Below are 22779 nucleotides of genomic sequence, written 5' to 3'. Positions count from 1 at the left end.
GAAACCTGCCCAGTAACCGCTTGGAAGGAGCCTCTGCGATGCAGGGCGACCCCGAGGTCATCGAGTTTCTCAATGAGCAGCTGACTGCCGAGCTCACGGCGATCAACCAGTACTTCCTGCACGCGAAGATGCAGGAGAACTTCGGTTGGACGAAGCTCGCGAAGTACACGCGCTCCGAGTCGTTCGACGAGATGAAGCACGCGGAGGTGCTGACCGACCGGATCCTGTTCCTGGATGGACTGCCCAATTACCAGCGGCTCTTCCATGTACGGGTCGGCCAGACGGTCACCGAGATGTTCCAGGCGGACCGCCAGGTCGAGGTCGAGGCGATCGACCGGCTGAGGCGGGGTATCGAGGTGATGCGCGCGAAGGGCGACATCACGTCCGCGAACATTTTTGAGTCGATCCTCGAGGACGAGGAGCACCACATCGACTACCTGGACACGCAGCTGGAGCTGGTGGAGAAGCTGGGTGAGGCGCTCTACATCGCGCAGCTCATCGAGCAGCCGGAGAGTTAGGCCGCGTTCGGGAGGTCCGCTGCCGGGACGTCCGGCTGCGGCGCGAGGGCCGCGACCGACTCGGCCTGGTCAGCCGACGCCGGGCGGGGGCACGCGCCCCGGCCGAGCAGTGCCTGGATGCGACGGACGCACGAACCGCAGTCCGTGCCCGCCTTGCAGGCCGAGGCTATCTGCCGCGGCGTGCAGGCACCGTCGTCCGCGTGCTTCTTGACCTGCGCCTCGGTGACACCGAAGCAGTTGCAGACGTACACGCGGTCACCTCCCCGGCAAGCGTGAATCGGGATCCATCAGTGGCGCCGTCCCGATTTATCGGTGAGGCTAACCTAACCTTACCCGCCGTACCGGATGCACAAAAGTGCCGTGGGGCGCGGATCCTGTGATCCGCGCCCCACGGCGTTACGTACGGTGAGCCGGGCTCACTGGTCGCGGTACATCTCCGCCACCAGGAACGCCAGGTCGAGCGACTGGCTGCGGTTCAGCCGCGGGTCGCAGGCCGTCTCGTAGCGCTGGTGCAGATCGTCGACGAAGATCTCGTCGCCGCCGCCCACGCACTCGGTGACGTCGTCACCGGTGAGCTCCACGTGGATGCCGCCCGGGTGCGTGCCGAGCGCCTTGTGGACCTCGAAGAAGCCCTTGACCTCGTCGAGCACGTCGTCGAAGCGGCGCGTCTTGTGGCCGGAGGCCGCCTCGTAGGTGTTGCCGTGCATCGGGTCGGTGATCCAGGCGACCTGCGCGCCGGACGCCGTGACCTTCTCCACCAGCTCGGGCAGCTTGTCGCGGACCTTGTCCGCGCCCATGCGGACGATGAAGGTCAGCCGGCCGGGCTCGCGGTCGGGGTCGAGACGCTCGATGTACTGGAGCGCGTCCTCGGCCGTCGTCGTCGGGCCGAGCTTGATCCCGATGGGGTTGCGGATCTTCGAGGCGAACTCGACGTGCGCGTGGTCGAGCTGACGCGTGCGCTCGCCGATCCAGACCATGTGGCCCGAGACGTCGTACAGGTTGCCCGTACGCGAGTCCACGCGGGTCAGCGCCGACTCGTAGTCGAGGAGCAGCGCCTCGTGGGAGGCGTAGAACTCGACCGTCTGGAACTCGGCCGGGTCGGTGCCGCAGGCGCGCATGAAGTTCAGCGCGTTGTCGATCTCGCGGGCGAGCTTCTCGTAGCGCTGGCCCGACGGGGACGACTTCACGAAGTCCTGGTTCCAGGCGTGCACCTGGCGCAGGTCCGCGTAGCCGCCCGTGGTGAAGGCGCGCACGAGGTTCAGCGTCGAAGCGGACGCGTGGTACATCTGCTTCAGCCGCTGCGGGTCCGGGATCCGGGCCTTCTCGGTGAACTCGAAGCCGTTCACGGAGTCGCCGCGGTAGGTCGGCAGCGTGACGCCGTCGCGGGTCTCGGTCGGCTTGGAGCGCGGCTTGGAGTACTGACCGGCGATCCGGCCGACCTTCACGACCGGCACCGAGGCGGCGTACGTGAGTACGGCACCCATCTGGAGCAGGGTCTTCAGCTTGTTCCGGATGTGATCTGCGGAAACGGCGTCGAAGGCCTCCGCGCAGTCGCCGCCCTGGAGCAGGAACGCCTCTCCCTTGGCGACGGCCGCCAGGCGGTTACGCAGCTGGTCGCACTCGCCTGCGAAGACGAGCGGCGGATACGACTCGAGGTCCGCGATCACATCGCGCAGAGCCTCGGCATCGGGGTACTCGGGCTGCTGCGCCGCGGGCAGGTTTCGCCAGGTGTTGCCAGCGCTCGCGCTGGTCTTAGCGTTCACGGTCACCCGGTAAACACTACGGGGTCACGGAGACCGTCCATTCCCCCGCTCATCTTTTGAGACGGACGTGACACGTCTGAGCCACCCCGCCCGGCATCGGGTACGGTGTCGCCCATGTTCGCGCAACTTCTGCACCGCACCTGGTGGTGGACCGCACATCCGGCGGCCCACTGACTGCGCGTACCTGAAACCGCGAAGGCCGCCCGAGGGGCGGCCTTCAGTGTTTTCACGGACACACCGGCTGTTCCTCCCGAACGACTCCCCGAAGTCGACGACTGCTGTCAGTCACTGGAAGGAACCCCGCTGATGCTGGACGCACTGCTCTCCGACGACCGTCCCTTCGCCCTCCTGCGCCGCCGCACCCCCGGCCGCGAGCACGACACGGTCGAGGTCCTGACCGGCCCGGTCGCGGAGTACGAACGGCTCGCCGACATCCCCGAGGGGCTCGCCCTCGTCCCGTTCCGGCAGATCCGCGAGCGCGGCTTCGACGTCCGCGACGACGGCACCCCGCTCGCCGTGCTCACCCCGGAGGAGCGCTCTGAACTCCCCCTCGCCGAGGCCCTGGAACAGCTGCCGCGGCACGACGTGCGGGTCCGCGACGGCGGCTTCGACGTCGACGACGCCACGTACGCCGGCATCGTCGACCGGGTGCTGCGCGAGGAGATCGGGCGGGGCGAGGGCGCGAACTTCGTGATCCGCAGGACGTACGAGGGTGAGATCGCGGGATTCTCGCGGGCGGACGCCCTCGCCCTGTTCCGGCGGCTGCTCGACGGGGAGCGGGGCGCGTACTGGACGTTCGTCGTGCACACCGGGGACCGGACGCTGGTGGGCGCGAGTCCCGAGGTGCATGTGCGGATGTCCGGCGGCACCGTCGTCATGAACCCGATCAGCGGCACGTACCGCTATCCGGCGGCCGGGCCCACGCCGGACGACCTGCTCGCGTTCCTCGCCGACGGCAAGGAGATCGAGGAGCTGTCGATGGTCGTCGACGAGGAGCTCAAGATGATGTGCACCGTCGGCGACATGGGCGGCGTCGTGGTCGGTCCGCGGCTCAAGGAGATGGCGCATCTCGCGCACACCGAGTACGAACTGCGCGGCAGGTCGACGCTCGACGTGCGCGAGGTGCTGAAGGAGACGATGTTCGCGGCGACCGTCACCGGCTCGCCCGTGCAGAACGCCTGCCGGGTCATCGAGCGGCACGAGGTCGGCGGCCGCGGCTACTACGCGGGCGCGCTGGCGCTCGTCGGGCGGGACGCCGGCGGGGCGCAGACGCTCGACTCCCCCATTCTGATCCGCACCGCCGACATCGACGCCTCCGGGCGGCTGCGCGTCCCGGTCGGCGCGACGCTCGTGCGCGGCTCCGACCCGGCGAGCGAGGTCGCCGAGACGCACGCCAAGGCCGCCGGTGTGCTGGCCGCGCTCGGGGTGCGGCCGGCCCGCCCGCGCGAGGAGAGCGCGCGGCCCGCGCTGGCCGACGACCCGCGGGTGCGCGCCGCGCTCGACGGGCGGCGCGCGGCGCTCGCGCCGTTCTGGCTGCGGATGCAGGAGACGACCGGCGAGCTGTCCGGGCACGCGCTCGTCGTCGACGGCGAGGACACCTTCACCGCGATGCTGGCGCACGTGCTGCGTTCGACCGGGCTCGACGTGACGGTGCGGCGCTACGACGAGGAGGGGCTGCGCGAGGCGGTACTGGCGCACGCGGGCCCGGTCGTCCTCGGCCCCGGTCCGGGCGACCCGTCCGACGTCACCGATCCGAAGATGCGTTTCCTGCGCTCCCTGACCGCCGACGTGATCCGCACCCACCGGCACGGCGTGCTCGGCGTCTGCCTCGGGCACGAGCTGATCGCGGCGGAGCTGGGCCTGGACATCGTCCGCAAGGAGGTGCCGTACCAGGGCGCGCAGAGCGACGTCGAGGTGTTCGGGCGGACCGAGAAGGTCGGCTTCTACAACAGCTACGTGGCGTCCTGCGACGACGCGGCGGCCACCGAGCTGGCGGCGCACGACGTCGAGATCAGCCGGGACCGGGCGACGGGCGAGGTGCACGCGCTGCGCGGGCCCTCGTTCGCGGGCGTGCAGTTCCACCCCGAGTCGGTGCTGTCGCTGCGCGGCACCGGGATCGTCCGGGAGCTGATGGGTCAGCTGCTGGCCGGGGCCGCCGCGGGGACCAGCACGTTCTCGGAGCGGCGGCCCGCCAGGTAGTCCAGGACGTTGCGCACCGTGGTGTCGATGATCTGTCCGACGGCGTCCACGGTGTAGTACGCCTGGTGCGAGGTGACCAGGACGTTCGGGAACGTGACGAGGCGGGCCAGGGTGTCGTCCTCGACGATGTCGAGGGACTTGTCGAGGAAGAACAGGCCCGCCTCGGCCTCGTACACGTCGAGGCCGACCCCGGCGAAGCGGCCCTCGCGCAACTCGCTGACAAGGGCCTTGGTGTCGACGAGGCCGCCGCGGCTGGAGTTGATCAGGATCGCGTCGTCCTTCATGGCGCGCAGCGCGGCGGCGTCCACGATGTGCTCGGTGCTGGGCAGCAGCGGTACGTGCAGGCTGATCACGTCGGCCTCGGCGAACAGCTGCTCCTTGTCGACGTACTTCATGCCGAGGGCGACGCAGTCCGGGTTCTCCGCGACGTCCCAGCCCAGCAGATTCATCCCGAAGCCGTGCGCGATCCGGGTGAAGGCCTCGCCGATCTTGCCGGTGCCGAGCACGCCGACGGTGCGGCCCCGCATGTCGCGGCCCATCAGCCCGTCGAGGCGGAAGTCGAAGTCGCGGGTGCGGGTGCTGGCGCGCACGACGCGGCGGTTGACGGCCATCGCGAGGGTCCAGGCGAACTCGGCGACCGAGTACGGCGAGTAGTACGACACGCGGGACACGGTCAGGCCGAGCCGCTCGGCGACCTGGAGGTCGATGTTGTTGAAGCCGGTGGAGCGCTGGGCGATCATCTGCGTGCCGCCGGCCGCGAGGGTCTGGAGCACGCGGTTGTTCAGGGTGGCGTTGACGCTGGTGGAGATGATCTCGTAGCCGGCGGCGATCGGGGCGGTGTCCTCATTGAGGAAGACATCGAGACACCGCACGTCGTGGTGGCCCTCGAAGGCCTTCTCGATCAGGGGCTTTTCGTCGGATTGCACACCAAAAGCGAGAATCTCCATGAGGGTGAGCGTAAGCCAATCAAGCCCCTCCGGCGATTGAGGAGCGGGGTCCGGGGCAGAGCCCCGCGGCCTCAGCCGAAGAAGACGCCCACCTCTTCGTAGAGGGCCGGGTCCACCGTCTTCAGCCGAGACGTGGCGTCAGCGATGGGCACGCGCACGATGTCCGTCCCCCGCAGCGCCACCATCTTCCCGAAGTCCCCGTCCCGCACCGCCTCGATCGCGTGCAGCCCAAAACGAGTGGCCAGCCACCGGTCGAACGCCGACGGCGTACCGCCCCGCTGGACGTGCCCGAGGACGGTGGTCCGCGCCTCCTTCCCCGTACGCTTCTCGATCTGCTTCGCGAGCCACTCCCCCACGCCGGACAGCCGCACGTGCCCGAAGGAGTCCAGGGACTCGTCCTTGAGCACCATGTCGCCGTCGCGCGGCATCGCCCCCTCGGCGACGACCACGATCGGCGCGTACGAGGCGCGGAAGCGGGAGGTGACCCAGGCGCAGACCTGGTCGACGTCGAAGCGCTGCTCGGGGATGAGGATGACGTTGGCCCCGCCGGCCAGGCCCGAGTGCAGCGCGATCCAGCCCGCGTGCCGCCCCATGACCTCGACGACGAGGACCCGCATGTGGGACTCGGCGGTGGTGTGCAGCCGGTCGATGGCCTCGGTGGCGATGCCGACGGCGGTGTCGAACCCGAAGGTGTAGTCCGTGGCCGAGAGGTCGTTGTCGATGGTCTTCGGTACGCCGACGACCTTGATCCCGTACTCGTCCGCGAGCCGGGCCGCGACACCGAGGGTGTCCTCGCCGCCGATCACGATGAGCGCCTCGACCTCCTGCTTGGCGAGGTTCTCCTTGACGCGGCGGATCCCGTTCTCCGCCTGGAGGGGGTTGGTGCGGGAGGAGCCGATCACGGTGCCGCCGCGGGGCAGGATGCCGCGCACCGCCGGGATGTCGAGGGGAACCGCGTCGTTCTCCAGGGGGCCGCGCCAGCCGTCGCGGAACCCGACGAACTCGTAGTCGTACTCCTGAACGCCCTTGCGCACGATGCCCCGGATGACCGCGTTCAGTCCGGGGCAGTCACCGCCTCCGGTCAGCACTCCGACCCTCATGGCGTAACTCCCTTGTCACGGCGAGTGGTTGGGGGCCACTCTCCCGCGCGGGGTCAGTCGTCGTCCAGACCTCGCTCGATGGCGTACCGGACGAGCTCGACGCGGTTGTGGAGCTGGAGTTTGCCGAGGGTGTTCTGCACGTGGTTCTGCACCGTGCGGTGCGAGATGACCAGGCGTTCGGCGATCTGCTTGTAGCTCAGGCCCTTGGCGACCAGGCGCAGCACCTCGGTCTCCCGGTCGGTGAGCTGCGGGGCGCTCGCCGCCCCGGTGTCGCCGGCGGGGGCCGGGTCGGAGGCGAGACGCCGGTACTCGCCGAGGACGAGGCCGGCGAGGCCCGGGGTGAACACGGGGTCGCCGACGGCGGTGCGCCCGACCGCGTCGATCAGCTCGTCCGTGGAGGCGGACTTGAGCAGATAGCCGGTGGCGCCGGACTTCACCGCTTCCAGCACGTCGGCGTGCTCACCGCTCGCGGACAGCACGAGGACCCGCAGCCGGGGGTCGGCCCCGACGAGTTCCTTGCAGACCTGGACGCCCGGCTTGGCCGGCAGGTTCAGGTCCAGGACGAGGACGTCGGGTCCCGCGGCCTGCGCGCGACGCACCGCCTGCTCGCCGTCCCCGGCGGTGGCGACGACGTCGAAGCCGGCCGCGGCCAGGTCGCGGGCGACGGCGTCGCGCCACATCGGGTGGTCGTCGACCACCATGACCTTGATGGATCCGTTCGGTGCGCTCATCTCTCCAGTCCAGCCTTCCCCCGTGACCCTCGCGGGTCCACCCACTACTTCTTCGGTACGCGCAGTTCGACCTCGGTGCCCTGGCCGGGGACCGAGATCAGCTCCGCGGTGCCGCCCAGGTCGCGCAGCCGGCCGCGGATCGACAGGGCGACGCCCATCCGCCCCTCGCCCTCGGCCTGCGCGAGGCGGCCCTCCGGGATGCCCGGCCCGTCGTCGCGCACGGTCACGAGCACCGCGTCCGGCTCGTCCTCGACGAGGATCCACGCGTGCGCGTCCGCGCCCGCGTGCCGACGCACATTGTCCAGGGCGGCACTGACAGCCGCGGCCAGTTCGCGCGCGGCGGCGGGAGCCATCGGGACCGGGGCGCCCGGCTCCGAGAAAGTGACGCGCGCACCGGCGTGCCCGGCGAGCAGGGGGCGCAGGTCGCGGGGGCCCGCGCCGTCCGCCGGGTCGTCGTCCGCCCCGTGGAGCGCGGCGAGTCCGGCGAGTTCCGCGGCGGTGCGGACGACCGCGGGCCCGTCGCCCGCCGCTGCGTCGGCCGCGCGCGAGTCCGGTGCGAGGCCGCCCGCCACCAGCGTGCGCAGCGCGACCTCCTGCTCCCCGGCCATGCGGCCCAGCTCGGCCGCCTCGCCGCCCAGGGCGGTGCCCCGGCGCTGCACCATCGCGAGGACCTGGAGCACGCTGTCGTGGATGTCGCGGGCGAGGCGCTCCCGCTCCCGCGTCGCCGCCTCGATCTCCAGGGCGCGGGCGAGGGTGCGCTCGGAGGCGCGGGCCACCTCGACGACGTAGCCGATCGCGATGGAGGCGATGCAGACCAGGAGCACGCTGTGGATCAGGCCGCGGGTGATGTCGCCGCGCTGCACCACGTTGGCGACACCGACGAGCAGCGACGCTCCGGCCGCCCACCGCCAGCCGCCCTTGAGCGCCCAGGCGAGCACCGCGCCCGCCGTCCAGATCGACGGCAGCGTGGAACCCCCGGTGAGGGCCCGCTCGTGCCCGGCGACCGGCGAGAGCACGATGCCGACGACGGCGACGGCCAGGTCGGCGGTGAGGAACCTCTTGGTGCAGCGCCGGGCGCCCGACACCTGCGGCAGCGTCGCCAGCGTCCACCCGGCGAGGACCACGAAGTAGGCGACGCCGATCCACGGCCGCTCGTACACCTCGTACGAGGAGGCGAACAGCCCGGCCGCGTAGACGAGCGTCAGCACGCGGTATCCGGCGAGGGCGCGCCACAGCGGCTGCTCGACCGACATTCTCACGACCCGATCGCGCCCGACCGTGTTCCCCATGTCCCCTGTCCCCCGCCTCGGCACACCTGTGGGAACGACGCGGCTACGAGCCGCCCCGTTCCTTCTCCAGCGCCTTCTCCGACGCCTTCTTCGCCGCTTCCCGCTCGGCCTTCTCGGCCTTGGCCGCCTTCTCCGCCGCCTTCTCCGCGTCCGCGATCTGCCGCTTCGCGGCGGTCGCGTAGATGTCGACGTACTCCTGGCCGGAAAGCTTCATGATCTCGTACATCACCTCGTCGGTGACAGCCCTCAGTACGAAGCGGTCGCTCTCCATGCCGTGGTAGCGGCTGAAGTCGAGGGGCTTGCCGATGCGGATGCCGGGGCGCATCAGCTTCGGCATCACCTTGCCGGGCGGCTGGATCTTCTCCGTGTCGATCATGGCGACGGGGATGACGGGGGCGCCGGTGGAGAGCGCCACGCGCGCGAGGCCGCCCGGCTTGCCGCGGTAGAGGCGGCCGTCGGGAGAGCGCGTGCCCTCCGGGTAGATGCCGAACAGCTCGCCGCGCTCCAGGACCTCGATGCCGCTCTTGATGGCGGCCTCGCCCGCGCCCCGCGAGCCGGAGCGGTCCACGGGCAGCTGGCCGACGCCCTTGAAGAACGCGGCCGTCAACTTGCCCTTGACCCCGGGGGTGGTGAAGTACTCGGCCTTCGCGATGAAGGTGACCTTGCGGTCGAGGACGGCGGGGAGGAAGAACGAGTCGGAGAAGGAGAGGTGGTTGCTGGCGAGGATCGCGGGCCCTTCCTCGGGGATGTTCTCGAGGCCCTCCACCCACGGCCGGAAACCGAGCTTCAGCGGCCCTCCGATGGCCACCTTCATTGCGCCGTAGATCAACCCTCTGCCTTCCCTAGTGCCCGGACCTCGTACCCGGACCAGTCCGAGGATCCGACCTTAACCCGCTTTGCCTCGTGGGGTCCGTCCCGGCCGCCCTCGTCGGCCTGCCCCTCCTGCCGGGGGTCCGGGGGTCGTCCCCCGGGAGAGCACAGCACCCGCGGGGCCCTCCCGGGGCCCGACGACCCTGGTCGGTGTCAGTGCGGTCGCGTACCGTGAGGTCCACGTTCCTGAGCCCCCTCCGCATCTGATGAACAGGAGACCGAAGGTGCCGGTCCTTCCTGGAGCCGAGCCGTACCGCCACGACGGCGGCGAGGTCGGCGTCCTCCTCTGTCACGGATTCACCGGATCACCCCAGTCGCTGCGGCCCTGGGCCGAGTACCTCGCCGCGCGCGGCCTGACGGTGTCGCTCCCGCTGCTGCCGGGCCACGGCACGCGCTGGGAGGACCTGTCCGTCACCGCCTGGCAGGACTGGTACGCGGAGGTGGACCTCGCGCTGCGCGAGCTCACGGAGCGCTGCTCGCAGGTGTTCGTGTGCGGCCTGTCGATGGGCGGCGCGCTCGCCCTGCGTCTCGCGGCGAAGCACGGGGACGACATCGCGGGCGTCGTCGTGGTCAACCCGGGCAACAAGGTGCACGGCCTGTCCGCGTACGCGCTGCCGGTCGCCCGGCACGTCGTGCGGACGGTCAAAGGCATCACCAGCGACATCGCCAAGCCCGGCGGGATCGAGATCGGCTACGACCGGGTGCCGCTGCACGCGGCGCACCAGCTGCGCATGTTCTTCCGGATCGTGGACCGGGAACTGCCGCAGGTGACCCAGCCGTTGATGGTGCTGCACAGCGTGAACGACCATGTGGTGCCGCCCGCCGACTCGGCCCGCGTGCTCGGCCGCGTCTCGTCCACGGACGTCACGGAGATCCTGCTGGAACAGAGCTACCACGTGGCGACGTTGGACCATGACGCGGACCGGATCTTCGAGGAGAGCCACGCGTTCTTCGGCCGGCTCGCCCCCCATGTCGGCAAGATCCCCAGCGAGGGCGTGTCGGGCCCCGGTGAGGGCGCGGAAGGGACGGCCAGCGGTGACTGAGCAGGAGCGGGGCGGATCCGAGCGACCGGACAGCTCGGAGCCGCACGGCGAGGACGGCAGCGGCGGGCAGCCGCGCGATCCCTTCCTGCCGCGCGACGAGGACGCGGCATGGGCGGCGATCGTCGCGGGTTACGGGGAGGAGCCGCCGGACCCGCCGGGCGCCAAGCCGTTCAAGTCGGTCGAGGACCTGGCGCTGCTCGAACCGGAGACGAACGACGAGCCGAAGCGGCCCGCCGCGGCACGGGACGGCGCCGCGACGAAGGACGATCCGGCCCCGAAGGCGGACCCCGAGCCGAAGCGGGACTCGGACGAGGGGACCGACCAGGGGCCCGACCGGAGGGAGCAGCTCCCCCTCGGCTCCTCGGTCTCCTTCGCGCCGGGCGTCGCCGCCATGCCCGGCCCGCGCGACCACACCCCGGCCGAGCCCTCGGACGACGACTTCGACGCGAGCGACGAGGGCCACTTCGTGCCCCCGGAGCCGCCCCCGCTGCCGGAGGGCGACGTCACGTCCCGGTTCGCCTGGCTCGCGGTGGTCGGCGGCCCGGTCCTGCTGCTCCTCGCGGTGCTGCTGGGCTGGGACATGACGTGGTGGCTGGCGACCCTGTGCATCGGCGGCTTCCTCGGCGGCTTCGGCACGCTGGTCGCCCGGATGTCCCCGGACGACGAGGACGGGGACGACGACCCCGGGCGCGGTGCGGTGGTCTGACACCGCTGGACGCCCACGGGGCCCGGCCGGAGAACTCCGGCCGGGCCCCGTCGTCGTACCGGGGCGCCGGAGGGAACTCGTTCGCGGCGAGCGGCGAAGTACCGGTGAACCAGCCCAAGCCTTCAAGGCGTTCACACGGACGAAAGGAGCCCCGATGACCGTCAGACCCCAGGGGCGGCGCGAAGAGAGCGACGCCGGGGCGATCGAGCGGTCGCGGGAGGAGCCCGAACGGTTCGCCGCCCTCTTCGACCGGTACGCCGACGCCGTGCACCACTACGCGGCGCGGCGACTGGGCGGCGAGGCGGCCGAGGACCTGACGGCCGAGACCTTCACCACCGCGTTCAAGCAGCGGCACCGCTACGACCTGGACCGGGCCGATGCCCGCCCCTGGCTCTTCGGGATCGCCACCAACCTCATCGGCCGGCACCGCAGGTCGGAGGCGCGCCGCTTCAAGGCGCTGTCCCGGCTGCCGGAGCCGGTCGAGCACGAGGAGCCGGTGGCCGACCGGGCGGTGGCCAGGGCCGGGGCGCGCGGACTGCGCCGGGACCTGGCGGCGGCGCTCGCCGCGCTGCCCGCCCGGCAGCGGGACGTACTGCTGCTCGTGGCCTGGACCGACCTCAGTTACGAGGAGACGGCCGAGGCCCTGGGGATACCGGTCGGCACGGTCAGGTCACGGCTCAGCCGGGCTCGCAGCGCATTGCGTGAAGCACTGGGTGGTACCGATCCGACCGCTCCGACCGCCCTCCGGGAGGCACACGCCCATGACTGACCGCACACTCGACGAACGCGAACTCGACCCCGTGGTGCGGGAGTTGCGCGCCTGGGACGGGGACGCCCCGCCCCTGTCCGCCGCCGCGCGCCACCGTGCCCGTACCCGCCTGCTCGCCGTGGCGGACGGCCGCCGCTCGCCGTGGCGCAGCCCCGGCCTGCGGATCGCCGCGTCCGCGCTGGTGACGGCGGTGGTCGCGGCGACCGCGGTGGTCGCGATCCGTGACGACGGCTCCGGCAGGACCCAGCAGACCGTGCGGCCGGTGTCCGCGCGCACCGTGCTGGCGGGCGCCGCCGCGTACGAGCGCGAGCACCCGACGACGGTCACGTCGCCGCCGCGCGACGACCAGTTCATCTACACCAAGGAGATCATCAAGGAGACCGACCGGAAGACGGGCGAGACCAGGACCCACGTCGACGAGAACTGGCGCTCCGTGGACGGCTCCCAGCGGTCCTGGATCATGGAGGTCGGCAAGGGCTGGTGGGCGCCGCCCCTGAAGAAGAACGAGTCGTCGTGGCCCCCGCAGGACTGGACGACCCTGGAGAAGCTGCCCACCGACCCGGAGAAGCTGATCCTGTCGCTGCTGCACAAGTCGGGCCCGAACGACAAGAACGACTCGCTCGACCAGATCACCGACGAGGAGTGGTGGGACATCCACTTCAGTCTCGCCGGACTGCTCAAGCTGGTCCCCGTGATGCCGGAAGGACTGCGTCCGGCGGCGTACGAGGCGCTCGGCATGGTGCCGGGCGTGACGTCGGTGCCGAACCAGAAGGACGCGAAGGGCCGCACGGGCGTGGCGATCACCTACGAGGACCCGACCCGCCCCGAGCGCGCCGGTTTCGGCAGCTACTTCGTCTTCGACCCGAAGACCTACGAGTTCCTGGGCTTCCGGGACGGTCGCACCTCCGGTGACGGGGCGAAGCGGAAGGCGTACACCCAGCTCTCCTACCTGGACAGCTGGGCGATCACCGACAGGGCGAAGCAGCGCCCCTAGGCGGCGGGCACCCGCAGGGCGGCCAGGACCGGGAGGTGGTCCGTGGCCGCCCTCAGCTCGTCCGGGTCCAGGAAGTCCGGGACTCCGCAGCCGAGCACCTCGATGCCCTTGGTGGCGAGGATCGCGTCGATGCGCTGGTGGGGGTCGGCCGGGGTCGAGGTGTACTCGCCGCCCCAGGGCCGGGTCGCCCACGCGTCGTTGAGGGCCGCCGCGAGGCGGCGGAAGGTGCGGCCGCCGGGCCGCTCGTTGAGGTCGCCGCCGACCACCGCGTGCTCGACGTCCATCGCCTCGATCCGGTCGAGCAGCATCCCTCCCTGTGCGTACCGCTCGTCCTTCTGGAGGCTCAGGTGGCAGCTGATCACCCCGAGCCGCGCGCCCCCGAACCGGACGACGGCGGTAGCGAAGCCGCGCCGGTGCAGGCCGGGGGTGAGCGGGAGCAGGACGTCCTCGGTGCGCTCGACGGTGGCCCGCAGGGAGCAGAGCAGCGCGGGCCCGGCGGCGCTGCCGCCCCCGGAGAGGATCACCAGGTCGGCGGCGCGGGCGAGGCGGGCGAGCTGCTTGCGCCAGCGGAAGAACCGGGGCGCCTCCTGGATCAGTACGAGGTCCGGGGCGCAGGCCTTCATCACGCGGGCGAGGGCGACGGGGCTGTCGCGCATCGAGCGGATGTTGTAGCTGAGGACGCGGATGACGGCCGAACCGTCGGATGCGGTGCGCGAGCCGGGGAGTTCGCGGAGTTCGGGGTGCGAGCCGGAGTCCATGACGATCAAGATACGCCGGTGCCCGCCGCCCCCACGGGGAACGACGGGCACCGGGCGTACATGTACGTCACATGACGGGGTCGGGCTCCCGGGCGAGGTCGGCGGCGCCGACCATGCCCGCCTTGTTGCCCAGCTGGGCCGCGATCACGTCCGCGACCGGCCGCCAGTTCCCGCCGACGAGCCACCGCTTGTACGACTTGCGGATGGGGTCGAGGACCAGCTCGCCCTCGTCCGAGAGGCCGCCGCCGACGATGAACGCCGACGGGTCGAACAGCGAGGCCAGGTCGGCGAGGCCCGCGCCGGCCCAGCGGGCCAGCTCGCGGTACGAGTCGACGGCCACCGGGTCGCCCTCGCGGGCGGCGGTGGAGATGTGCTTGCCCTCGATGCCCTCGGGGGTGCCGTCGCCGAGCGAGAGCAGGTACGAGGCGTTCTCCGGCGTGGCGTTCGCGCGCTGCTTCGCGTAGCGGACGAGCGCGCGGCCCGAGGCGTACTGCTCCCAGCAGCCCTGCGAGCCGCAGCCGCACAGCAGGCCGTCCGGCACCATGCGGATGTGGCCGAACTCGGCGGCCACGCCGAAGTGGCCGCGGCGCAGCTTGTTGCCGATGATGACGCCGCCGCCGAGGCCGGTGCCGAGGGTGATGCAGATGACGTTGCGGTGGCCCTTGCCGGCGCCGAACTTGTACTCGCCCCAGGCCGCCGCGTTCGCGTCGTTCTCGACGACGACCGGCAGTCCGACGCGCTGCTCGACCTTCTCCTTCAGCGGTTCCTGGCGCCAGTCGATGTTCGGCGCGAAGTACACGGTGGAGCGCTGGCGGTTGACGTAACCGGCGGCACCGATCCCCACGCCCACGATCTCGTGTCCGGCCCTGGCACCCTCCACGGCCGAGGCGATCGCGTCGACGATCCCGTCAGGCGTGGAAGGCGTCGGCACCTTGAACGTGGAGAGGATGCTGCCTTCCTCGTCGACCACGCCGGCCGCGATCTTCGTGCCGCCGATATCGACGCCGATGGTGAGTCCCATGAATCCCTCAGTTCGGTCGAGCCCCGCTACGGCCCACCTTAACCGAGCGGGGGCCTGCCGCCGGATTCCCGTCGTTCGCCCGGAGGGCGGCCGGGCGGGGCCCGGGGTGTGCAGCTGCAAGGCGGAGGAGGAAGTCGACGCGGAGCGTCGGCGACCGACGACAACGCAGCAGATGCGCGTCCCGGGCCCCGCCCGGCAGACGGGAATCCGGCGGCAGGCCCCGGTTCAGTCCAGGTCGATGTGCTCCCCGCCAGGGCCTTCGTCCTTGGGCTTGGTCGGGGGCTGCGGGTCCTGGGTGCGCTGGGTCCAGCGGCGCTCTTGGCCCTCGACCGCGGAGCGGTAGGCGGCGAGCAGTTCGTTGCCCGCGGCGGCCAGGTGGTCGAAGACGTCCGCATTGCGGTCGATGACCGGCTCGACGACGGAGCGGACCTGGCGCACGGCCTGCTTGGCGACCTGTTCGGCGGTGCCCTGGGCGACCGAGCCGAGGAACGGGGCCTGCACGGAGGAGAGCTTGTCGGTGACGGCGTCGACGAGCTTCCTCAGCTCCTCGGCGGCGGATCCCGGCGGCGGCCCGGACTCGGCCCTGCGGCGGGCCCGCTCGGCCTGGAGATCCTCGGCGCACGCCTTCTCCCAGGCGTCTGCGTCGACCTGGTGGGCGGACTGCTCGGTGGCGTCGCTCATGACGGCTGACTCCTGCGGAGAGCTGGACCGGTTTCCCCTTCGACGTTACCCGAACGGGTGGGCACCCTTCACCGGGTCTGCGGCCACAGATCCGGGTCGGGGGCGAAGCGGACGCGCAGTTCGCCGTCGACGAGGCCCGCCCCGGCGACGGTGCAGCGGCGGGGCGCGGAGGGCAGCGGCACGATGCGCCGGAACGTCCCCGCCCCCACGACCAGTTCGTCGCCGCGCCGCACCAGGCTGAGCTCCTCCCGTACGGCGCCGGGCAGCGGTATCCGCCAGACCAGGACGCCGTCCTCGGCGAGCCGGTCCTCCACCGGCCACGGGGCCCGGGGGCCGGGCACCGCCGCCGGCAGCGGCACGTCCAGTTCGGCGGGGTCCGGGTCGCGGCCCAGGTGCGGCAGCTCGTACGCGCCCGGCCACTCGGCGACGACCTTGCGCTGGCGGGCGGCGGCGTCGGCGAGCCACGGGTCGGTGGAGCCGTCGGGCAGCAGACGGTTGGCGATCACGGACTCGACCGGGAGGTTGTGCAGGGCGAGGCCGGTGCGGGTGGTGCGCAACGTCTCGACGGCGGCCTTCGTGGGCTCCGCGACCAGCCGTACGCGGGTGCTGTCGGCCTCGATCACGGCCTGCGCGGCGGCGAGTTCGGCGTCCCAGCGGGCGGCGGACTCGTACAGCCACTGCGCGGGCATCGGCACCCCGGCGAGCCGGCCGAGCACGGGGCGCAGGGCGCGGGCGGCCTGGCGCTCGGCGGGGAGCAGTCGGCGCAGGTAGCGGCGGAGCTGTTCCGGCAGGGCGAGCACGGCGAGGGCGCGGGGCGCGTCCGGCAGGTCGACGACGACCAGGTCGTGGGGGCCCTCGGCGCTGTCGCGCAGGGCGCGGAGCAGGGCGAGTTCCGCGCTGCCGGGCAGGGGGGTGACCTCGTCGGCGTCGAGGCGGGCGGCGCCGAGGAGTTCGAGGCCGGAGGCGGCACGGTCCTGGAGGGCGAGGAGGTCGCGCCGGAACGCGTCGTCCGGGGTGAGCCGGTCGACGTCGACGCCGTCGGCCTCGGCCACGGGGTCCGCGGTGATCAGTTTCGCGCGCAGCCCTTGGCGGGCGGCCTTCCGGGCGGTGGCGACGGCGACGCTGGTCTTACCGGAGCCACCGGGGCCCGTGACGAGAAGGGTGCGCATGGTGTGTGAGGTTACCCGTGGCGGGCGCCCCCGTGATCGGCGCGCGTCACCGGCGGCTCGGGGCTCCGCCCCGGACCCCGCGCCTCAATCGCCGGCGGGGCTCCAGGGCCCTTCTGACGGATCTTGCTGGAGTCGCGGGGTCGAACGAAGCAGCCTCCCGGGCCCAGCCTGATCCGTCAGAAGGGCCCTAGTCGCCCGCCTCGACCCGCTTCTTCAGACCCGCGAGGGCCCGGTCGATGATGACCTTCTCCGCCTTGCGCTTGATCATGCCGAGCATGGGGATCTTCACGTCGACGGTGAGGGAGTACGTGACCTCGGTGCCCTGACCCGCGGGCCGCAAGACGTACGACCCGTCCAGCGACCGCAGCATCTGGGACTTCACGAGGCTCCAGGACACCTCGTTCTCCCCGGTCCAGGTGTACTTGAGCGTCTGGTCGTCCTTGATCGCCCCGGCGTCCATGACGAGCCGGACCTGCTCGGCGCGGCCGGCCGCGTCGGAGGCGATGACCTCCGCCTCCTTCACCTCGCCCGTCCAGTCCGGGTACCGGGCGAAGTCGGCGATCACCGCCATGACGTCGGCAGGGGCCGCATCGATCGTGATGCTCGAGCTGGTGTGTTCCGCCATCGCCGTGGCTCCTCCGGATACCGGTCAGGGGTGCGCCGTGCCTGCCTGCGTGTGTGTCGCATGAAGGCTATCGCGCGTGTGCGGTCCCGCTGTCACCACTCCAGGGCCCACGGCCTGCCCGAGCCCGCGAAATGGCCGACGTTCACGCACTCGGTGGCCCCGATCCGCATCCGCCGCGCCAGCGGCTGGTGGACGTGTCCGAAGAGCGAGTACCGGGGCCTGGTCCGCCGAATCGCGTCGAGCAGCGCCCGGCTGCCCCGCTCGAACCGCCGCGCCACCGTGTCGTACACGAGGTCGGGCACCTCCGGCGGGATGTGCGTGCAGAGCACGTCCACCTCGCCCACGGCCTCGATCTTCGCGGCGTACTCCTCGTCGTCGATCTCGTACGGCGTGCGCATCGGGGTGCGCAGTCCGCCGCCGACGAAGCCGAAGACCCAGCCGCCGATCTCGACGCGCTCCCCGTCGAGCACGGTCGTGCCCGGTCCCGCGTACTCCTGCCAGAGCTTCGGCATATCGACATTGCCGTAGGTGGCGTACGTCGGCGTGGGGAACGCCGCGAACAGCTCCGAGTACTGCTTGCGCACCGCTTTTTCGATGGCGGGCACCCGGTCTATGCCCGCCCAGAGCTCCGCTCCGAAGGCGCGTGCCTCCTCGAAACGGCGGGCGGTGCGGAGTTCGACGATCCGGTCCGCGTTCTCCACACCGAACAGATCGGGAAAAATGCCGCGCGCGTGATTCGCGTAATCAAGGAACAACACCAGGTCACCGAGGCAGACGAGGGCATCGGCGCCGTCTCCGGCTCGTGCGAGGTCGGTGGAGTTTCCGTGCACATCGCTGACCACATGTACGCGCATGGCGATCACCCTAGGACGATGGGCCGCAGAATGGGTAGAGGCCGCCGGACCTGCGGTTACTTCCGAGTCAGGAGCCTTCTCGACTAGGGTGCGAGAAGAGTCGCGGCGACGTGTGACGCAGCGTACATCTGGTCCGACCCCCCTACCGAAGAAGCAGTACCGGTGGGTAACGTCCGGGCAGTCCAGTCGTGTTCAGTTCAAGCAACGGGTACGTGGAACAGCATCGTTGCCGCACTGAGCACCTGCCCGATCTTGGACCGCACCGAGCATCACAGCCAGTCGTGACGCCGGCGCCCTATGAGGAGCAGCAGTCTTGCGCGAGTTCAGCCTTCCCGCTTTGTACGAGGTCCCCGCGGACGGCAATCTGACCGACATCGTCCGCAGAAACGCCGCGCAGCACCCGGACGTCGCCGTGATCGGCCGCAAGGTCGACGGTGCCTGGCAGGACATCACGTCCGTGGAGTTCCTCGCCGAGGTGCGCGCCGCCGCCAAGGGCCTGATCGCCTCCGGTGTGCAGCCGGGCGACCGCATCGGGCTCATGTCGCGCACGCGCTACGAGTGGACGCTGCTCGACTTCGCGATCTGGAGCGCGGGCGCGATCACCGTTCCCGTCTACGAGACGAGCTCGCCCGAGCAGATCCAGTGGATCCTCGGCGACTCGGGGGCGGTCGGGATCCTCGTCGAGCTGGACACGCACGCCGCGGCCGTCACCTCCGTGCGCGACCGGCTGCCGGAGCTGCGGCACATGTGGCAGATCGAGGCAGGCGGCCTCGACGAGCTGCGCGCCGCCGGCGCCGAGCTGTCCGACGGGATGGTCGACGACCGCAGCGCCATCGCCAAGGCCGACGACCCGGCGACCATCGTCTACACGTCCGGCACCACGGGCCGCCCCAAGGGCTGTGTGCTCACGCACCGCAGCTTCTTCGCGGAGTGCGGCAACATCGTGGCGCGGCTCGGCCCGCTGTTCCGCACCGGCGACTGCTCGGTCCTCCTCTTCCTCCCCGTGGCGCACGTCTTCGGCCGCCTGGTCGAGGTCGCCTCGCTGATGGCCCCGATCAAGCTCGGCCACGCGCCCGACATCAAGCAGCTCACCGATGAGCTGGCCGCGTTCCGGCCGACGTTGATCCTGGGTGTGCCGCGCGTCTTCGAGAAGGTCTACAACTCGGCGCGGGCCAAGGCGCAGGCCGAGGGCAAGGGCAAGATCTTCGACAAGGCGGCGGACACGGCGATCGAGTACAGCCGCGCCCTGGACACCGACAAGGGCCCCTCGTTCTCGCTGAAGCTGAAGTACAAGACGTTCGACAAGCTCGTCTACAGCAAGCTGCGGGCCGTGCTCGGCGGGCGCGGCGAGTACGCGATCTCGGGCGGCGCGCCGCTCGGCGAGCGGCTCGGCCACTTCTTCCGCGGGATCGGCTTCACGGTCCTGGAGGGCTACGGGCTCACCGAGTCCTGCGCGGCCACGGCCTTCAACCCGTGGGACCGGCAGAAGATCGGCACGGTCGGGCAGCCGCTGCCGGGGTCCGTGGTCCGGATCGCCGACGACGGCGAGGTCCTGCTCCACGGCGAGCACCTCTTCACCGGTTACTGGAACAACGCCGGTGCCACCGAGGAGGCGCTGGCTGACGGCTGGTTCCACACCGGGGACATCGGCACGCTGGACGAGGACGGGTACCTCCGGATCACCGGGCGCAAGAAGGAGATCATCGTCACGGCGGGCGGCAAGAACGTCGCTCCGGCCGTCATCGAGGACCGGATCCGCGCGCACGCGCTCGTCGCCGAGTGCATGGTCGTCGGGGACGGGCGGCCGTTCGTCGGCGCGCTCGTCACGATCGACGAGGAGTTCCTGGAGAAGTGGGCCGCGGACCACGACAAGCCGGTGGGGTCGACGGTGGCGTCCCTGCGGGACGACGCGGACCTGTTGGCCACGATCCAGGCGGCCGTGGACGACGGGAACGCGGCGGTGTCCAAGGCGGAGTCGGTCCGGAAGTTCCGTATTCTGGGCGCGCAGTTCACCGAGGAGTCGGGGCACCTGACGCCTTCGCTGAAGCTGAAGCGGAATGTGGTGGCGAAGGACTACGCGGACGAGGTCGAGGCGATCTACCGCGGGTAGCGGTACCGGTCCCATCCGCCGCGGCGCGTTTCCTGCGCGCCGCGGCGGTTTTCGTGGTGCGACGGTTGTTCGCCCACGTCACGGGGCTCCGCCCCGGACCCCGCGCCTCAATCGCCGGCGGGGCTCAATGTCGCCCCGCCGCCCCGCTACAGCAGCCCCCGCAAGCGCTCCGCCAGCAGGTCCCAGCGCCACTTCTCCTCGACCCACTCCCGCCCCCGCTCCCCCATCCGGCGGCGCAGTTCCGGGTCCTGAAGGAGCGTCACGATGCGGTCCGCGGACTCCGACTCCGAACCGCCCCGGACGACCCACCCCGTCTCGCCGTCGAGCACCGCGTCCGGCGCCCCGCCGGAGTCCCCCGCGACCACCGGCAGCCCCGTCGCGGAGGCCTCCAGGTAGACGATGCCGAGGCCCTCGACGTCCAGCCCGCCCCGCCGCGTACGGCACGGCATCGCGAAGACGTCCCCCGCCCCGTAGTGCGCGGGCAGTTCCTCCCACGGCACGGATCCCGTGAAGCGCACGGAGTCCGCGACCCCGGTCTCCCGCGCCAGCCTGCGCAGGTCCTTCTCATACGGCCCGCCGCCGACGATCAGCAGCACCGCGTCCGGCACGGCCGCCAGGATCTTGGGCATGGCGAGGATCAGCGTGTCCTGGCCCTTGCGCGGGACCAGCCGCGAGACGCACACGACCACCGGACGCTCGCTCAGGCCCAGCCGCGCCCGCACCGCGTCCCCGCCCGACCCCGGGTGGAACGTCTTCTCGTCGACCCCCGGCGGGAGCTGTTCCATCCGCCCCGCCGCCGCGGGCGTGAGCGCCGCCGCGATCCGCGAGCGCGTGTATTCGCCGAGGTACGTGATGGTGTCCGTGCCCTCGCCGATCCGCCGCAGCAGCTGCCGGGAGGCGGGGAGTTGCGCCCAGCCCGCCTCGTGCCCGTGCGTCGTCGCGACGATCCGCTCCGCGCCCGCCCTGCGCAGCGCGGGCGCCATGAGGCCGAGCGGCGCGGCCGCCCCGAACCACACCGACGTACAGCCGTGCGCACGCAGCAGACCGGCCGCGCGCCGGGTCACGCCGGGCGTCGGCAGCAGCATCGTCGTGCTGTCCCGTACGACGGTGAAGGGCTGCTCGGCGTCGAAGGCGGCCGTGGCCTCGATGCCCTCCCGGCTGCGCTTCCACGTGGAGGCGTAGACGACGAGCCGCTCCGGGTCCAGGCGCAGCGCCATGTTGTGCAGGAATGCCTGGATTCCCCCCGGGCGCGGCGGAAAGTCGTTCGTCACGAGCAGTGTCTTCGGTGTCTGGCGCATCACCGCCGACAGTACCGAACCGGTCCCGCGCGGGCCGCCGCGCCGCGGGGTGCATGGCCAGGCCACAGGGATTCCCGGCATCATGTCTCGAATGAAGTCGCGAAATCCCGCCGGACTCCTGATCGTCTGGGTACTGACCCGGGCGCTGCTCCTGCTGTGCGTCTTCAAGGTGATCGTGGTCCCGGGACCCGACGTCACCAGCGACGTCTCCGTGATCTACCACGGCTGGTTCGAGATCCTGCGCACCGGAACGTTTCCTCTGGACGACGTGACGTGGCAGTACCCACCGGCCGCCGCGATGGCGATCCTCTCCCCCGCGCTGCTGCCCTTCCTCGGTTACGCCTCGGCGTTCTTCCTGCTCGCGTTCCTGGCGGACGCCGTCGTCCTGCTGATGCTCCTGCACGCGTCCGAACGGCGGGGCGGGGCCCGGCGCGGCACCTGGGTGTGGGTCGTCGGTCTGCCCCTGCTCGGCCAGACCGTCTACGCGCGCTACGACGTGATGGTGACGGCCGTCGCGATCGCCGCGCTGCTCGCGGCGGCCCGGCACCCGAAGGCCGCGGGCGTCTTCGCGGCGATCGGCGCGATGGTGAAGGTGTGGCCCGCGCTGCTGCTGCTCGGTACCCGGCGCGGGCGCGCGACCCGCCAGACGTGGGGCACCGCCGCGCTGACGGCGGGCGGGCTGCTCGTCGTCTTCTCGGCCGCGATGCCCGGCGCGCTCGCCTTCCTCACGTTCCAGCGGGACCGCGGCACGGAGGTCGAATCGCTCGGCTCGCTGGTCTTCCACGTGGCGCGCCAGTTCGGCTGGAACGGCACGGTGCAGCTGAATTACGGCTCGGTGGAGTTCCTCGGCCCGTACGTGAACGTGGTCAGCGCCCTCGCCCAGGTGCTCACGGCGCTCGCCTTCGGCTGGCTGGTGCTGTGGCGGTGCAGGGCGCGCGCGTGGCAGTCCTCGACGCTCGCCGACGCGGGCCTGACGGCGGTGCTGCTGTTCACGACGACGAGCCGGGTGATCAGCCCGCAGTACATGGTGTGGCTGGTGGGTGTGGCGGCCGTGTGTCTGCTGTACCGGGAGAGCCGGATGACGCTGCCGGTGTGGCTGGTGCTCGCGGCGACGGCCCTGACGTTCCTGGAGTTCCCGCTCTACTTCGGCAACGTGGTGGCCAGCGACCCGCTCGGCGTCACGCTCCTGGTCCTGCGCAACGGCCTGCTGGTCGTCGCCTCCCTCAGCGCCTGCCGCCGCCTGTGGCGCGCCACGGTCACCGAGCCCCGCCGCACCGAATCCGGCCCGCTCACCGCCCCCGCCTCGCGCGACGACACGGTCGCCGCGTCCTGAC

Annotated in this window: 22 protein-coding genes; 8 read left to right on the top strand and 14 right to left on the bottom strand. The window is 71.6% G+C overall.

Annotated elements, in window-relative coordinates; translation table 11 throughout:
* Positions 1–38: 38 nt before the first annotated feature.
* Entirely contained in the window at positions 39–518 is a 480-nt protein-coding gene (bfr, locus tag ACYBSK_RS07670) for a bacterioferritin (RefSeq protein ID WP_457476112.1), read from the top strand.
* Here the strand turns inward: bfr and ACYBSK_RS07665 are convergent.
* Both ACYBSK_RS07665 and ACYBSK_RS07660 read right to left on the bottom strand, forming a co-directional pair.
* On the bottom strand, positions 515–769 hold the full coding sequence (locus ACYBSK_RS07665) for a (2Fe-2S)-binding protein (protein ID WP_457476111.1): 255 nt from the start codon (positions 767–769) through the stop codon (positions 515–517). The two genes, bfr and ACYBSK_RS07665, sit on opposite strands and share 4 nt — an antisense overlap.
* A 165-nt stretch (positions 770–934) precedes the next feature.
* Entirely contained in the window at positions 935–2287 is a 1353-nt protein-coding gene (locus tag ACYBSK_RS07660; RefSeq protein ID WP_457476110.1) for a class II 3-deoxy-7-phosphoheptulonate synthase, read from the bottom strand.
* Between the two features lie 300 nt (positions 2288–2587).
* Here ACYBSK_RS07660 and ACYBSK_RS07655 point away from each other — a divergent pair, with 300 nt between their 5' ends.
* Positions 2588–4480, top strand: a complete 1893-nt coding sequence (locus tag ACYBSK_RS07655; protein ID WP_460245583.1) for an anthranilate synthase family protein — start codon at positions 2588–2590, stop codon at positions 4478–4480.
* Here ACYBSK_RS07655 and ACYBSK_RS07650 read toward each other — a convergent pair.
* From ACYBSK_RS07650 to ACYBSK_RS07630, 5 genes are all read right to left on the bottom strand, one after another.
* The gene (locus tag ACYBSK_RS07650) at positions 4417–5427 is read right to left on the bottom strand and encodes a 2-hydroxyacid dehydrogenase (RefSeq protein WP_457476108.1); all 1011 of its coding nucleotides are present in this window, start codon (positions 5425–5427) and stop codon (positions 4417–4419) included. The genes ACYBSK_RS07655 and ACYBSK_RS07650 overlap by 64 nt on opposite strands.
* A 71-nt stretch (positions 5428–5498) precedes the next feature.
* Positions 5499–6527 (bottom strand): 6-phosphofructokinase, encoded by a 1029-nt coding sequence (locus ACYBSK_RS07645; protein WP_457476107.1) that lies wholly within the window; start codon positions 6525–6527, stop codon positions 5499–5501.
* A 53-nt stretch (positions 6528–6580) separates the two neighbouring features.
* Positions 6581–7258, bottom strand: coding sequence for a response regulator (locus ACYBSK_RS07640; protein WP_457476106.1), 678 nt, complete (start codon positions 7256–7258; stop codon positions 6581–6583).
* Between the two features lie 44 nt (positions 7259–7302).
* Complete coding sequence (gene macS, locus ACYBSK_RS07635; protein WP_457476105.1) at positions 7303–8547, bottom strand: MacS family sensor histidine kinase; 1245 nt, start codon at positions 8545–8547, stop codon at positions 7303–7305.
* A gap of 43 nt (positions 8548–8590) precedes the next feature.
* Complete coding sequence (locus tag ACYBSK_RS07630; protein WP_457476104.1) at positions 8591–9376, bottom strand: lysophospholipid acyltransferase family protein; 786 nt, start codon at positions 9374–9376, stop codon at positions 8591–8593.
* Between the two features lie 265 nt (positions 9377–9641).
* Here ACYBSK_RS07630 and ACYBSK_RS07625 point away from each other — a divergent pair, with 265 nt between their 5' ends.
* From ACYBSK_RS07625 to ACYBSK_RS07610, 4 genes are all read left to right on the top strand, one after another.
* Entirely contained in the window at positions 9642–10460 is an 819-nt protein-coding gene (locus ACYBSK_RS07625) for an alpha/beta hydrolase (RefSeq protein WP_457476103.1), read from the top strand.
* Positions 10387–11166 (top strand): hypothetical protein, encoded by a 780-nt coding sequence (locus ACYBSK_RS07620; RefSeq protein WP_457476102.1) that lies wholly within the window; start codon positions 10387–10389, stop codon positions 11164–11166. The genes ACYBSK_RS07625 and ACYBSK_RS07620 overlap by 74 nt, the downstream gene beginning before the upstream one ends.
* A 154-nt stretch (positions 11167–11320) precedes the next feature.
* Positions 11321–11935: an RNA polymerase sigma factor gene (locus ACYBSK_RS07615; protein WP_460245582.1), complete on the top strand. Its 615-nt coding sequence runs from the start codon at positions 11321–11323 to the stop codon at positions 11933–11935.
* Positions 11928–12929 (top strand): CU044_5270 family protein, encoded by a 1002-nt coding sequence (locus tag ACYBSK_RS07610; RefSeq protein ID WP_460245581.1) that lies wholly within the window; start codon positions 11928–11930, stop codon positions 12927–12929. The genes ACYBSK_RS07615 and ACYBSK_RS07610 overlap by 8 nt, the downstream gene beginning before the upstream one ends.
* Here ACYBSK_RS07610 and ACYBSK_RS07605 read toward each other — a convergent pair.
* From ACYBSK_RS07605 to ACYBSK_RS07580, 6 genes are all read right to left on the bottom strand, one after another.
* Positions 12926–13687 carry an endonuclease/exonuclease/phosphatase family protein gene (locus ACYBSK_RS07605; RefSeq protein ID WP_457476099.1) on the bottom strand — a complete coding sequence of 254 codons (762 nt, stop codon included), beginning with the start codon at positions 13685–13687 and terminating at the stop codon, positions 12926–12928. The two genes, ACYBSK_RS07610 and ACYBSK_RS07605, sit on opposite strands and share 4 nt — an antisense overlap.
* A 67-nt stretch (positions 13688–13754) precedes the next feature.
* Entirely contained in the window at positions 13755–14708 is a 954-nt protein-coding gene (locus tag ACYBSK_RS07600; protein WP_457476098.1) for an ROK family glucokinase, read from the bottom strand.
* Positions 14709–14933: 225 nt separating this feature from the next.
* Entirely contained in the window at positions 14934–15389 is a 456-nt protein-coding gene (locus tag ACYBSK_RS07595; RefSeq protein ID WP_457476097.1) for a DUF5304 domain-containing protein, read from the bottom strand.
* A 68-nt stretch (positions 15390–15457) separates the two neighbouring features.
* Positions 15458–16558, bottom strand: a complete 1101-nt coding sequence (locus ACYBSK_RS07590; RefSeq protein WP_460245580.1) for an ArsA family ATPase — start codon at positions 16556–16558, stop codon at positions 15458–15460.
* Positions 16559–16745: 187 nt separating this feature from the next.
* Positions 16746–17183, bottom strand: coding sequence for an SRPBCC family protein (locus tag ACYBSK_RS07585; RefSeq protein WP_457476095.1), 438 nt, complete (start codon positions 17181–17183; stop codon positions 16746–16748).
* A 92-nt stretch (positions 17184–17275) separates the two neighbouring features.
* The gene (locus ACYBSK_RS07580) at positions 17276–18037 is read right to left on the bottom strand and encodes a metallophosphoesterase family protein (RefSeq protein WP_457476094.1); all 762 of its coding nucleotides are present in this window, start codon (positions 18035–18037) and stop codon (positions 17276–17278) included.
* Positions 18038–18350: 313 nt separating this feature from the next.
* On the opposite strand from ACYBSK_RS07580, the gene ACYBSK_RS07575 reads away from it, so the two are divergent.
* Positions 18351–20147, top strand: a complete 1797-nt coding sequence (locus ACYBSK_RS07575) for an AMP-dependent synthetase/ligase (protein WP_460245579.1) — start codon at positions 18351–18353, stop codon at positions 20145–20147.
* 146 nt (positions 20148–20293) lie between these two features.
* On the opposite strand, the gene ACYBSK_RS07570 is transcribed toward ACYBSK_RS07575, so the two are convergent.
* Positions 20294–21445 carry a glycosyltransferase family 4 protein gene (locus ACYBSK_RS07570; RefSeq protein WP_457476092.1) on the bottom strand — a complete coding sequence of 384 codons (1152 nt, stop codon included), beginning with the start codon at positions 21443–21445 and terminating at the stop codon, positions 20294–20296.
* Between the two features lie 91 nt (positions 21446–21536).
* Here ACYBSK_RS07570 and ACYBSK_RS07565 point away from each other — a divergent pair, with 91 nt between their 5' ends.
* Positions 21537–22778 carry a glycosyltransferase 87 family protein gene (locus ACYBSK_RS07565; protein ID WP_460245578.1) on the top strand — a complete coding sequence of 414 codons (1242 nt, stop codon included), beginning with the start codon at positions 21537–21539 and terminating at the stop codon, positions 22776–22778.
* The last annotated feature ends 1 nt before the right edge of the window (position 22779 follow it).

It is taken from the genome of Streptomyces sp. BYX5S (genome assembly GCF_054724165.1).
This window is presented reverse-complemented; position numbering and strand designations above follow the sequence as displayed.